Origin of the sequence: Nocardiopsis sp. NPDC058789 (genome assembly GCF_042745575.1) — a bacterium.
GTDB classification, from domain to species: Bacteria; Actinomycetota; Actinomycetes; order Streptosporangiales; family Streptosporangiaceae; genus Nocardiopsis; species Nocardiopsis eucommiae.
The window spans coordinates 356,343-369,276 of sequence record NZ_JBHYOW010000007.1 but is presented as its reverse complement, the minus strand read 5'-3'; the positions used below and the strand labels follow the sequence as shown (position 1 = coordinate 369,276).

Annotated in this window: 9 protein-coding genes; 3 read left to right on the top strand and 6 right to left on the bottom strand. The window is 73.2% G+C overall.

What is annotated here, in order from left to right; all coding sequences use genetic code 11:
* Positions 1 to 20: 20 nt before the first annotated feature.
* From ACFW3L_RS13135 to ACFW3L_RS13120, 4 genes are all read right to left on the bottom strand, one after another.
* Entirely contained in the window at positions 21 to 818 is a 798-nt protein-coding gene (locus tag ACFW3L_RS13135; RefSeq protein ID WP_378739724.1) for an SCO1664 family protein, read from the bottom strand.
* Positions 819 to 826: 8 nt separating this feature from the next.
* Positions 827 to 1,411 carry a DUF3090 domain-containing protein gene (locus ACFW3L_RS13130; RefSeq protein ID WP_378739722.1) on the bottom strand — a complete coding sequence of 195 codons (585 nt, stop codon included), beginning with the start codon at positions 1,409 to 1,411 and terminating at the stop codon, positions 827 to 829.
* A gap of 50 nt (positions 1,412 to 1,461) precedes the next feature.
* Complete coding sequence (locus tag ACFW3L_RS13125; RefSeq protein ID WP_378739720.1) at positions 1,462 to 2,229, bottom strand: MSMEG_4193 family putative phosphomutase; 768 nt, start codon at positions 2,227 to 2,229, stop codon at positions 1,462 to 1,464.
* 210 nt (positions 2,230 to 2,439) lie between these two features.
* Complete coding sequence (locus ACFW3L_RS13120; RefSeq protein ID WP_378739718.1) at positions 2,440 to 3,279, bottom strand: undecaprenyl-diphosphate phosphatase; 840 nt, start codon at positions 3,277 to 3,279, stop codon at positions 2,440 to 2,442.
* Between the two features lie 185 nt (positions 3,280 to 3,464).
* Here ACFW3L_RS13120 and ACFW3L_RS13115 point away from each other — a divergent pair, with 185 nt between their 5' ends.
* Positions 3,465 to 4,418, top strand: a complete 954-nt coding sequence (locus ACFW3L_RS13115) for an aldo/keto reductase (RefSeq protein ID WP_378739715.1) — start codon at positions 3,465 to 3,467, stop codon at positions 4,416 to 4,418.
* 24 nt (positions 4,419 to 4,442) lie between these two features.
* On the opposite strand, the gene ACFW3L_RS13110 is transcribed toward ACFW3L_RS13115, so the two are convergent.
* Complete coding sequence (locus ACFW3L_RS13110) at positions 4,443 to 6,707, bottom strand: LLM class flavin-dependent oxidoreductase (RefSeq protein ID WP_378739713.1); 2,265 nt, start codon at positions 6,705 to 6,707, stop codon at positions 4,443 to 4,445.
* Between the two features lie 88 nt (positions 6,708 to 6,795).
* Between ACFW3L_RS13110 and ACFW3L_RS13105 the strand changes: the two genes are divergently transcribed.
* Both ACFW3L_RS13105 and ACFW3L_RS13100 read left to right on the top strand, forming a co-directional pair.
* Positions 6,796 to 7,302, top strand: a complete 507-nt coding sequence (locus ACFW3L_RS13105; protein ID WP_378739711.1) for a MarR family winged helix-turn-helix transcriptional regulator — start codon at positions 6,796 to 6,798, stop codon at positions 7,300 to 7,302.
* Positions 7,303 to 7,384: 82 nt separating this feature from the next.
* Entirely contained in the window at positions 7,385 to 9,130 is a 1,746-nt protein-coding gene (locus ACFW3L_RS13100) for a helix-hairpin-helix domain-containing protein (protein ID WP_378739708.1), read from the top strand.
* Positions 9,131 to 9,193: 63 nt separating this feature from the next.
* Here the strand turns inward: ACFW3L_RS13100 and ACFW3L_RS13095 are convergent, their stop codons facing one another.
* Positions 9,194 to 12,616, bottom strand: a complete 3,423-nt coding sequence (locus ACFW3L_RS13095; protein WP_378739706.1) for a phosphodiester glycosidase family protein — start codon at positions 12,614 to 12,616, stop codon at positions 9,194 to 9,196.
* Positions 12,617 to 12,934 lie beyond the last annotated feature (318 nt).

Here is a 12,934-nt window from a genome sequence, read left to right as displayed (position 1 = left end):
GTTGAGACTGCTCACACAGGTCACACGGGAGGCCAGGGGACGGAGGGCCAGTCAGGGGCCGGGTAGGGGTGGATGCCGTGGTGGATGAGCAGGTCCACGCGTTCGCGCACCGCGTAGGCCTCGGGCCCGGTCAGGTGGGTGGCCAGCGTCGCGCCGAGCGGATCGTCCGAGGCGCGCAGCCTGGTGCGCAGGGAGGCCAGGGCGATCAGCGCCTCGTCGGTGAGGGGCTGCCCCTGCCACTGCCACAGGACCGTGCGCAGCTTGTAGTCCTCCGCGAAGGACACCCCGTGGTCGCAGCCGTACAGGTGCCCCTCCGGCGTGGGGAGCAGGTGGCCGATCTTGCGGTCGGAGTTGTTGATCACCGCGTCCAGGACGGCCATCCGGCGCAGCCCCGCGTGCTCGGTCTCACGGGAGAGCGCGACGAGGTCGACGGTGGTGTCGCCGTGCACCCACAGCTGGACCATGCCCTCGCCGTAGGGGCCGTCCCGGTGGACGGTGGGCGGCACCACGGACCAGCCGAGCGCCTCGGAGACCGCGTAGGCCGACACCTCACGCCCGGCGAGCGTGCCGTCGGGGAAGTCCCACAGGGGCCGCTCCCCCGCCACCGGCTTGTACACGCACACGGCGGAACGGTCGCCGTCGGAGACCGTGCAGTACAGGGTGGCGTTGGAGGCCGCCGTCAGGCGCCCCTCCACCGTGATCTCCCCCCGGCGCAGGAGGTCCAGCCCCTCCTCGGGGGTGAGTCCGCCGAAGGCCGCCGTGGTCACCGTCGGCGGCGGTTCGGCGGCGGTCGGGGAACCGCAGGTGTCGTCGTCCACGAGGTGCCTCAGACGAGACGGTCCGGGCGGTAGCCGTTCTGGCGCGCGCAGATGTGACCGTTGGGGTCGAGCGGACGGCCGCAGAGCGGGCAGTCGGGGCGCCCGGCGGAGACGACCTTCAGGGCGCGTCCGGCGAAGGCGCGCGCCTCTCCGGGCCTGAGGTAGACACGCAGGACGTCACGGTGGGCGGGGGCCTCCTCCGCGAAGACCTCCAGCTCCTCCTCGTCGTCGTCCTCGACCAGCTCCTCGGTGGCGGTCTCGTCGATCTCCTGGGCCTCGATGATGACGCGGGCCACCTCGGCGTCCCACGCCAGGGCGAGGGTGCCCACCCGGAAGTCCTGCTCGATGGGCTGTTGCAGCGGACCGTCGTCCTCGGGCGGCGCGACGTCGTCCGGCGGCGCTCCGAAGCGGCGGTGCACCTCTTCCAGCAGCTCCTCGATACGGGTGGCCAGGGCCTCCACCTGGGACTTCTCCAGCACGACGCTGGTGATGCGACCCTCACCGACGGCCTGGAGGAAGAAGGTGCGGTCCCCAGGCTGGCCGACGGTCCCGGCGACGAACCGTTCCGGCGGGTTGAACTGAAAGACGGGCATGGATAGCACCCTAAGGGATGACGGTGACGCGGTGCGAGATACCGCCACGGTCAGGGGCGGGGCGTCCCCGCGTCCGCCTCGGGCGCCTGGCCCGCTCCGCCACCGACCGCCGCGTCACCCCGGGTCTCCGCCGCCGTGGGCAGGGCTCCGGCCAGGGGCTCCCCGGTGTCGTTCAGCTTGTTCAGGAAGGGCCGGGTCCGCGTGTAGGTGAGGGAGGTGACCGAACACGGGTCGACGCGCAGGCGCTGGAAGAGGTCCAGGTGCATGCCCAGGGCGTCGGCGACGATCGCCTTGATCACGTCGCCGTGGCCGCAGACCACGTACACGGGAGGGGCGGACCCGGGACGGGCCTGTTCGAGTAGTCGCCCGTTCCAGTCCCGGACGGCCTCGACCGCGCGCGCGGAGGTCGTGGCCAGGGCCTCCCCGCCGGGGAAGCGGGCGGCGCTGGGGTGGTCCTGGACCACCCGCCACAGGGGCTCGGCGGCCAGGTCGGTGAGGGAGCGGCCGGTCCAGCTGCCGTAGTCGCACTCGACGAACCTGTCGTCCGTGGTGACGGGGGCGCCAAGGCGCTCGGCGATGGCCTCGGACGTCTCCTGGCAGCGTTCGAGCGGGCTGGACACGAGCGCGGCGGGGGCCAGCCCCGCCAGTCGTTCGGCCAGGCGGGAGGCCTGGTCGCGCCCCACGTCGTTGAGGTGGACGCCGGGCGCCCGCCCGGCCAGGCGCGGCCCGGTGGCGTCGGTCATGCCGTGCCGGACGAGCAGGAGGGTGATCGCCTCGTGCGCGGGGGCGTCGTCTGGGGTGTCTGCGCGTGTGGCCATGACACCAGGGTAGGTCGCCCTCGGGCGCGGTGTCCGGACCACTCCTCCCGCCCGTCGTCCGTCACCACCCTCGACGGACGCACGCGGCGCGGTGTCCTCGCGTCGCCACCGGGCCGCCGCCCTCCGGCCTCGGGCGGGCCACCTGCGAGGGTGGCCCGCCCGAGGCGGGGAACGGCCGGGGACGTCCGGACTGTGCGCGGGCGGGAGCGGCTATCCGACCCCGGCTCCGCCCTGCGGGGAGAGCACTCCGGTGGTGACCAGCACGATGATGAGCACGCCCAGGGCGATGCGGTAGTACACGAACGGCATGAAGCTGTGCGTGGTGATGAACCTCATCAGCCAGGCGATGACCACGTAGCCGATCACGAACGCCACCAGGGTGCCGACGATCGTGGCGCCCCAGCCCGCGTACTCGTTGCCGCCGATGTCGAGCATCTTGTACAGGCCCGAGGCGAACACGGCGGGCATCGCGAGCAGGAACGCGAACTCGGCCGCGGCCGGTCGGGTGAAGCCGAGCAGACGGCCGCCGGTGATGGTGGCGCCCGAACGGGAGACGCCGGGGATCAGCGCGAGGGTCTGGAACAGACCGAAGGTCAGGCCCCGGCCGAGGGTGAGGTCCTCCAGCTCGTTCTGCTTGCGGGCGAAGTGGTCGACGGCGCCCAGGAGGAGGCCGAAGAGGATGAGAGAGAGGGCGATGAGGCGCAGGTCGCGGAAGACCCCGTCGATCTGGTCCTCGAAGAGCAGGCCCAGGACGCCGATGGGGATGGTCGCGAGGATGATGTACCAGCCCATACGGGCGTTGACGTCGCCACGCAGGTTCCGGTTGACCAGGGATCCGCACCACACGGAGATGATCGCCCACACCCGCTTGCGGAAGTACACGACCACCGCCAGTTCGGTGCCGATCTGGCTGACGGCGGTGAACGCCGCCCCCGGGTCGGACCAGCCGAAGAAGGCCGCGAAGACGCGCAGGTGGGCGCTTGAGGACACGGGCAGGAACTCGGTGAGTCCTTGGATGAGGCCGAGAACGACCGCCTCGAAGATGGACACTCGGATACGGACTTTCGTGACGGGTCCGGGCCCCTCGGGGCACGGACACGAACCGGACGGGGTGTCGGCCCGGACGGCCCGCGAGACGAGAGGACGCGTGTCGGCGCTGGTCCGGCCCACACCGACAGTACGCAGCGAAGATGTACCCAGGGCCTACTTCCGATGAACACGGTAATCTCCGCCGCATGGAACAGCGACAGGTGGGCAGATCAGGGCTCTGGGTGTCTCGTACCGCCCTCGGCACGATGAGCTGGGGAAACGACACCTCCGAGGAGGAGGCCGGGCAGCAGCTCACCGCGTTCGTGAACGCGGGAGGCACGCTCGTGGACACGGCGGACATCTACACGGGCGGCCAGAGCGAGCGGATCCTCGGGCGGCTCCTGCGCGGGACGGTGCGCCGCGAGGACGTGGTGGTGGCCACCAAGAGCGGGCACACGCCGGAGGCGTACCGGCCGGTGGACGGCTCGCGGCGCCACCTCCTGGCGTCGCTGGACGCCTCCCTGCGGCGTCTCCAGACGGACTACGTGGACCTGTGGCAGCTGCACGTGTTCGACCCGTGTACGCCACCCGAGGAGACGCTGTCCGCGATGGAGACGGCGGTCGCCTCGGGCAAGGCCCGCTACGTGGGCACGGGCGACCTCAAGGCCTGGCAGTTCGCCACGTTGGCGACCTGGCAGCGCGCCCAGCCCGGACGGGTGCCGCTGGTGAGCGCGGGCACGGAGTACTCGCTGCTCAACCGGGGCGCCGACCACGCACTGCGCCCGGCCGCGGCGGCCAGTGAGGCGCACGTGATCGCCTGGTCCCCGCTCGGGCGGGGCGTGCTCAGCGCGAAGTACCGCAACGGGGTCCCGGCGGACTCGCGCGCCGCCTTCCCGCACATGGCGCCCTACGTGGAGCCCTACCTCGACGACCGCAGCCGCAGGGTGGTGGAGTCGGTGTGCACGGCCGCCGAGGGCCTGGGCGTGTCACCGCTCGCGGTGGCGCTGAGCTGGGCCCGCGACCAGGAGGGGGTGGCCGCCGCCGTGGTCGGCCCGCGCACGCTCTCCCAACTGGAGGAGATCCTGTCCGTGGAGAGTGTGCGCCTGCCGCCCAAGATCCGCGACGCCCTAGACGACGCCACCGCCGGACCCGAGCGCTGAGGGCCCGGGCCCACGGCGCCCGGTTCAGGTACCGGGTGGGATCGGGAAGTTCTGGTCGAAGACGTGGTCCGGGTCGTACACGGCCTTGAGGGCCCGCAGGCGTCCCAGCGCGGGTTCGGGGAAGGCCTGGGCCAGGACCTCGGGGCCGGTGCGCGTGTCGAAGCTCAGGTAGAGCCCCCGCGCCGCCTCGCCCAGCTCCGCCCAGCGGCGGTCCAGGGCTTCGGCGCGGCGTCCCATGGCTGCCAGCGAGAACTGGGCCGTGCGGTGCGGGTAGGCGGTGGCGTCGGCCGCGACGTCGTTGACCGCCCCGCCGACCTGGCGCAGTTGCATGAAGTACGCGTCACCCGTGGCGAGCGCGCGGGTCATGGCCTCGGCGGACTCGTCGGTCACGTGTTCCAGCAGCGCCGAGCGGGCGACCGGGGTCCCGCCGCCCTCGTGCGGACCGGCGTGCCCGACCAGGAGCGCCGGGTAGGGAGCGACCTGTGCGCGCTGGTCCAGGACCGGGCCGACCTTGAGGAAGGGTTCCAGGGCCCGGACGGCGGCGTCGGTGTCGTCCCCCGCGAACACCACCATGGCCTGCGCCACGGGTCCCTGGCCGCCCCGGGCCTGTCCCAGGGTGAGGAACGCGGTGACCTCGCGTGGCGCGGCCTCGGCCACCTCTCCCCAGGTCCGGAGGAAGGCCGCGGTGTCCGAGGCGTCGTAGGCGAACCGACCGAGGACGACGTCCCGGACCGGCGCCGCCACCGCCTCCACGGAGGTGACCACGCCGAAGTTGGCCCCGGCGCCGCGCACCGCCCAGAAGAGGTCGGGGAGGTGCTCGGCGTCCACCCTCAGCTGGTCACCGGCGGCGGTGACCAGCTCCACGGCGGTGAGGCGGTCGATGGTCAGCCCGTGGGCGCGGGACATGTACCCCAGGCCCCCGGTGGTGGCGAGCCCGCCGACGCCCACTCCGCCGTGGTCGCCGGAGCTGATCGCGAGGCCGTGCTGGTGCAGGACGGAGCCGACCTCGCCCCAGCGGGCGCCGGCGCCGAGCCGGACGAGACCGGATCCGGCGTCCAGGACCTCGACCGCGTTCATCCGGCCGAGGTCGAGGACCACGCCGCCGTCGTTGGTGGAGCGGCCGCTGATGCCGTGTCCGCCGCTGCGCACGTTGAGCGGCGCGTCCTGCTCGAGGGCGTAGGCCAGGGCCTCGGCCACCTGGTCGGGGGCGGTCGGGCGGAGGACGAGCCCGGGGCGGCCCCGCTGCATGTATCCGTGCCGGACCTTCGTGTACCCCTGGTCACCGGGTTCGACCGCCGTGTCGCGCAGGCCGTGTGGGACGGCGTCGTAGTCGATGCCGGAACGGCGAGCCGTGAGGGCGGCGGCGGGGCGGGCGGGGCCGGTGGGGGTTCCGGCGCCGGCGCGTTCGCGCTCGACCGCCTCGCGCAGGGCGGGCGCCACCTCCCGCCCGAAGGTGTCGATGGCGCGGGGGTCGTCGGTGGGCAGCACGAACGTGGCGAACCCGTGGTCCAGGACCAGGGGCAGCAGCTCTTCCACCCACTGTTCCGGCGGGCCCTGGAGGAAGCCTCCGCTTGCCGGGGAGAAGGCGGCGCCGGTCAGGTTGAGCAGACGGCGGATCTGCCGTGGGTCGCGGCCGTGCTCGCGCGCGGAGTCGTCGATGGTCGCGTTGAGCCCGGCCAGGTCCTCGGGCTGGACGTAGCCGAGGCTGGGCAGCCAGCCGTCGGCCTTGGCGCCGACCAGGCGGAGCATGCGGGGCTTGTAGGCGCCCAGCCAGATCCGGATGTCGTGGGCGGGCTCGGGGCCGCGCTTCATGCCGTGGACGGAGTAGTGCTCACCCTGGCGGCGCACCCCGCCCCGTTCGTCGGTGTCCCAGACGTCCCGGATGAGGTCGATCGCCTCGGAGAGGGCGTCCACGGACTGGCCGGGGGTGCGGCGTCCGCCACCCATGGCCTCGATGGCGTCCCAGAAGCCCCCCGCGCCGAGTCCCAGCTCGAAGCGGCCCTGGGAGAGGCGGTCGAGGCTGGCGGCGGCGCGGGCCAGGACGGCGGGCGGGCGCAGGGGAAGGTTGATCACGTTGCCGGAGACACGGAGGCGCTCGGTGCGGGCGGCGACCCAGCTCAACAGGGTCCAGGTGTCGAGGAAGTCCGGGTTGTAGGGGTGGTCCTGGAAGGTGGCCAGGTCCAGCCCCGCGGCTTCGGTGAGTTCCGCGAGCCCGACCACGCGGTCGGGGTCCCGCGCGGTCGGCGTGAGGAAGGTGCCGAACTCCAGGGGGTGTCCGTAGTCGGGCATGGCCTGGTCTCCCGGGGATCGTTTGTCGAGCAAATGATGTTCAGGTCAACTTATCTGACCCAACACCTATTCCTGGTAATCTCGGACCATGACACCCACCACGCCGGAGCCCGTCCCCGGCATCGGGGACCACAACCTGGGCTGGTCCCTGGCCGTGCTGCTGCGCCGCTGGCACGAGCACGTGGAGGCGGCCCTCGACGACCTCCCGCACGGCAGCCGCGGCTACCACGTGCTGGCCGCCGCCTCCCGAGGCGACGCCCCCACGCAGGCGGCGCTGGCCGAGCGCCTGCTCATCGACCGCAGCGTGATGACCTACCTCATCGACGACCTGGAGGCCGCCGACCTGGTCCGGCGCCGGGCCGACCCGTCTGACCGCCGGGTGCGGCGGGTGTGCTCCACCGACCACGGCTCCGAGGTCCTGGCCAAAGCGAGCCAACTGGTCGAGCACGTGGAGGAACGCCTGTTGGGCGGCCTGGACGCCGACACCCGAGCGCTCTTCCGTACCGCCGCGGCGGCGGCCGCCACCGCCGTGCAGGAGGCCTCCCCCGACACCGACCCCTGCGCCGCCGTCCTCCAGGTGACCCGGGACACGTGAGCCTGTGGACGGCGGACACCGCGTGTCGCCGCGAGTCGGTAGGCTCCCTCCGAGTCCACGAACCACCTGACGAGGGGAACCGGTGTCCGAGGCTGTCGAGAAGGTCCTAGCCGTCCTTGACCGGATGGGTGCCCCGCACGCCCTGGCACCACGCCTGGTGTCCGCGCTGAGCCCCCGACCCGCCGCCGAACTGGACGCCAACCCCTGGCTGCTCCTGCGCCTGCCCGAGGTGACCGTCGAGCAGGCCGACTACTGCGCCCGCAGGCACCTGGGCGAGGCCGCGCGGCCCGACGACCCCCGCCGCCTGGGCGCCCTGGTCGGACACACGCTGCGCACCGCCGCCCGCCGGGGCCACACCGCGATCGAGGAGAAGAGGCTGGCCACGGTGGTCGGCCAGCTCGGGATCGCCGACCCCCGCTCCGCGCTGGAGGCGGCGGTCGCCGCCGAGGAGATCGCGCTGTTCGAGGGCGGCGACGAGGCGGACGACGACTTCGACTTCGAGGAGGGCGGTGTCCCGGAGGTACCGGACCTGCCCGACCCCGAGCGCCACTACGCCCTCCACGACGTCGGCCACGCCGAACAGCGGCTCGGGGAACAGCTCCTCCGGCTGATCGGCGGCAGCGAGCCGATCATGGACCCGATGACCGCCGCGGAGACCCTGGCTGCGGCCACCACCGAGCACGGACTGGCGATCTCCGAGACCACCCGGGAGGCGCTGCTCACCGCCACCATGCGCCCGGTGACCGTGGTGCACCACGGCCCCGGAGACCAGGCCGAGACCGCCCGGGCCCTGCTCTGCCTGGCCGCGATCGCGCGGGAGAGCCAGGTGGGGATCGCGGTGGTGACCCCCACCGCACCCACCGCCGCCGCCGTCAACGCGGACCTGGACCGGCTGCTGGGCGCGGGAGAGCCGCCCGTGCGCGCGGTGTCCCTGGCCGCCCTGCTGTCCGGCGAACCCGCCCCTGCGGGGATCGTGGTGCTCTGCGAGTCGATGTCCCTGGGCGTGGCCCGGATGGCCGACCTGGTGTCGGCCTGCGTGGACGACGCCCACCTGGTGCTGCTGGCCGACCCGGACCAGGCCCCCTCCGCCACCCCTGGCCGGGTGGTGGTGGACGTGGCCGCCTCGCGAACCGCGCACGTGGCGGTCGTGGCCGACGACGCCGAGCCCTCCCCCGTGGCCGTGCTCGCCCGCGCGGTGGCCGAGGGCGACTGGCCCGAGGTGGAGGCGCCCGACCGCGAGGTCGTGCGGGTCCCGGCCGCCTCGGGCGAGGAGGCCGCCCACCGCGTCACGCAACTGGTGACCGACTCCATCCCCCGGGCTCTGGGGATCGGCTCCGACCAGGTTCAGGTCATCACCTGCCGCGAGGACGGCCCGGCCGGTGCCCGCGCGCTCAACGCCGCCTGCAAGGAGCGCCTCAACCCCGGCCCGGGAGCGCACGGCGGCTTCGACGTGGGCGACCGCGTGGTGCTCACCGCCGGGGGTCCCGGCTACGGCCCCGGCGACACCGGTCACCTGCGCGAGGTGACCGAGGGCGCCGTGATCGAACTGACCGACGGCACCCGGGTCACCGTCACCGATCCCTCCGCCCTTCGCCCGGGCTGGGCGGTGAGCGTGGCCGTGGCCCACGGGAGCCGCTGGCCCGCCGTGGTGGCGGTCTTCCCGCCCCAGGTCCCGGTGTCCCGCCCGCAGGCGTACACGGCCCTGACCAGGGCGACCCGTCACGTGTCCGTGGTCGACGCCACCGACGGCGCCCTGGAGACCGGCGTGCGCGAGACGCTCGCCCCGGACCGCACCACCCGCCTGGCCCTGATCCTCCGCACCGGTTGAGCGCCCGGCCCGGGCTCCCACCCCCGGGCCGTTCCGCGCCGGACCACGACCGCCAGGTCGCCGTCAGGGCCGGAGCGCGATGCTCACCCGCTCGGTGACGCCGTTCACGGTGACACCGAGCTCCACGGTCCCCTCCCTCAGGGCGGTGAACCGTCCGGTCGCGGGGTCGAACGCGGCGACGTGGTCGGGCCCGGCGTCGTCGCCCGGACCGAGGTGCACGTCGTCGGAGCCGAACCAGTCGGCGCTGACCGGAGGGGCGACCGGCACCGAGGTGCCGTCGTTGTCCACCGTCGCGGTGACCTCCGCCTGCTCTCCCACGGTGACCGAGGCGGGTGCGGCCAGCTCCAGCCCGTCCACGTGGGGACGCAACTCGGTCACCACCCAGTCCTCCTCGTGCCCGCCGGTGTTCACGCCCCACAGCGACCACCCGGTGAAGCCGCCGTCGGCGGGGCCGCCCGAGGGGTTCTTGCCGACGTTGCCGTTGACGACGTAGGGCACCCCGTCGACCCGGTCGGCGTGGAACACGCCCACGTGAGCGCCGATGAAGGCCGCGCCCTTGCCGGTCTCGGCCCGGAATCCGGACAGCCAGTTCTCCACGGTGGCCGCCTCCTTGCGGTCCGCCAGCTCACTCGCCCGGGTGGGCAGCGGGTCGCGGAGGGGCACGTGCTGGGCGACCACGACGGACGTCACCGAGGGGTCGTGGGCCGCCGCGTCCAGCTGTTCCCGCAGCAGCCGCAGCTGTGACCAGTCGCTGGCCTGGTAGGACAGACGCGCCGTGTCCAGGAGGACGAACCTCGTCCCGTGGTGGTCGACCACCTGGTGGGAGTCACCGAACGCCTCCCGGAAGTTGTCCAGTGTCCCCTCGGAGACCTCGTGGTTGCCCGGCACGTAGTAGTAGGGCAGCTCCCCTTCGAGCTCCTCGTCGAGGATCCGACGGGCCAGCTCGAGGTCCTCCGGTGCGGCCTCGTCCACGAAGTCGCCGTTGATGATGAGGAACTCGGCGTCAGTGGCGCGGATCTCCCGGAGCGCCCGCCGTGTGTAGGCGACGATCTCGCTGTCCGGGTCGCGGGCGACGAACTGCGCGTCCGACAGGACGGCGAACCTCCAGTCCTGGGCCGCCACCGTCGCGCCGGGAGCCACCACCGGATCGACGACCGGTTCGGCGGGCGGGACGTCGATCGGCGGCGGAACCAGGGCGGTGAGCTCGTCGATGACCACCTCGCCCTCATAGCTCGCCCCGGGTTCGGTCTCGGCGAAGTAGACACGGCGGAGCGACAGCGGGTACTGCGTGCCCGGCGGGACGGTGAAGACCAGCTGTCGCCACCCCGGTTCGTCCAGGTATCCGGCCCGGAGTGCGGGCACCAGCTGCCCGGCACCGTCCCAGACCTGGAGGCTGGCCCACTCGCCGTTGCCCTCGGAGTGCACCCAGGCGCGCAGCTCCTGCGGCTGGCCGGGGATCTCCCGTTCCCCCGGTGGCAGGACGCCACCGGTACGGGTTCCGGTCGAGGCCGTGAAGTCGTAGGTCAGGCGCACGCCCTTGCCCTGGCGCCCCTCCGCCACGGCGACGTCCCCGTCCGCGCGCTCACCGAAGTAGGTCCAGTCGGCCGCGTCCTCGAAGTCGGCGACGACGACCTCCTCCAGCCCCACGGTGACCGCCATGGTCGTCTCGACGTCCCCGACCCGCACGGTGGCGAGCGTGGAACCGCTCTCGGTGGCGGCCCGGACCTCGAAGCGTCCGTCCTCGGTCACCGAGACCCGCGCGACGCTCTCGTCGACGGTCAGCTCGACGTCCTCCGGTTCGATCGGCGCCGCGAACCCGTCCGCGTCGTATCCGGTCACCTGGACCACGGCGGAGGCCTCCGCGTCGGCCAGCCCCACCCGTTCGGGCGTGGTCTCGATCCTGGCCAGCTCGCCCAGGACCGTCAGGTCGATCTCGCCCCTGGCCCGGAGCTTGCTGGCCGTGACGGTGGCGGTCCCGGCCGACCTGGCCGTGAAGACGCCGTCGCGGTCCATCACGCCGACTCCGCTGTCGTCGGACCGCCAGTTCGGCACCGCCTCGGCGGGCCCGTAGGTCTCGTCGTGGCCCGCGGCCGTGAGTGTCCGCGTGAGTCCGGGGAAGACCCGGTCCGTGCGCACGGGTGCGACGTATCCGGAGGCGTCGGCGCGTTCGGGGGTGGTCCTGGTCTCCACCCAGAAGCCGTGGATCCTGCCGCTGCCCTCGGGGGCGAACAGGCCCAGGCCGTTGGGCACGAGGCGTTCTTCTCCGTCCGAGGGGCGGTTCTCGACCCGCACCTCGTCGGCGCCCGGGGTGCGCGCCACCATGGTGGCCGATCCGCCGCCGTCCAGGTTGACCGCGGTGTGCGCCCCGGCCTCGACCATCATCTCGCCCAGCTCGTCGAGGCCGACGCCCGCCGCGAACGAGGGCTGCCGACCGTCGACGCTGAGCAGGTACATCCGCGAGCCGTCCTCGGAGAAGCCGATCGCCATGCGCGGCGCGCCGGGGGTGTTGTCGCCCGCCGAACCCCGCCGCACCTCGCCGTCGACAACCAGCATCTGGCGGCCGTTCAGGGCGGCGTGGATCTCCTGGTCACCGCTGGCGCGCACGTCGTAGTCGATCCCGACCGGATCACCCACCGCCAGGTCGGCCAGGGCCCGCGCACCCTCCTCACGACCGACCAGGACGAAGGCGTCCTCGGGGATCTCCCCCTCACGGGGGTTCTCCACGACCTCCGTGACCACCCCGTCGGTGACGACCACCTCCCGTGTGTCCGAGGCGTCCTCGACCACACGGCAGCGGCAGTAGGACCCCCACAGCGGGGTGAACGCCGCGATCTCGTCGGCGCCCAGCGCCGGTTTGTTGATCGCGTCCAACGACGCGGTGGTGCCGGGCAGCTCGATGGTGCCCTCGAAGAACACCTCACCGATCGAGCCGAGCCCGTCGGGGGTGAAGACGGCGGAGGACTCCCGGTAGTCGTTGGTCATGGGCGACTGGATGAGTTCACCGCTCTGGACCGCCACTCCCTGGGGCGCGCCGGAGGCGTTGATGTCGAAGAAGTCGCCGTTCACCGCCGCGACCGCGCCGGCCCGGTCGGCCTGGGTGCTCAGGGCCTCCCGACCGGTCACCTGGCCGGGGAAGAGGTAGTCGACGCTGACACCGCCGGTCAGGTCCGTGGTCAGCAGGTCGGCCTGGAGCCAGGTGGGTGTTCCCGTGTAGCCGTCCGGCCCGTAGGCGTCGAAGGAGGTCAGCGTGACGCCGGGGGCGACCGGGCGCTCGGAGTCGAACGTCTCCAATCGAGGAGCCGGATCGTCGGCCCGCGGGACGGAGCCGGGCGGAGGGATCTCGACGGTCTCGCTGAACCCGGTGTGTTCCCGGGGGTCGTCGCGGGTGTCGGCGGCGCCCGCGACCGGGGTGAGGGCGAGGAGAAGGACGGAACCCGCGGCCACGAGGGCACTCGCGCGCGAACGGATCGACCACCGGCGATTCATGGAATGCCTCCGGGCGGCTGGGGGATCAGGAAGGCCCTGTGCGTCAACTTCCTACCATCCGCTCCCTCCCTTGTGTAGGAGGTGAACGGTGTGGTTCTCCCACTCACCCTGGGGCCCGTTCAACGACGGGAACCGCGCGGGGGCCGCTCAGGGATCACCTTCAGGGGGCGCCCCAGGGGCACGAGATCTCACCTGGGAACCGTCCGTTCGCCACGAGGAAGCAGACCGACGGTGTCCCTTCGTGGCCGCCGTGCTCCGCATCCGCTCAGCCGCTCCCCGAACCGATCCGCTCGGACCCACCCACCGGAGCGGGCACTC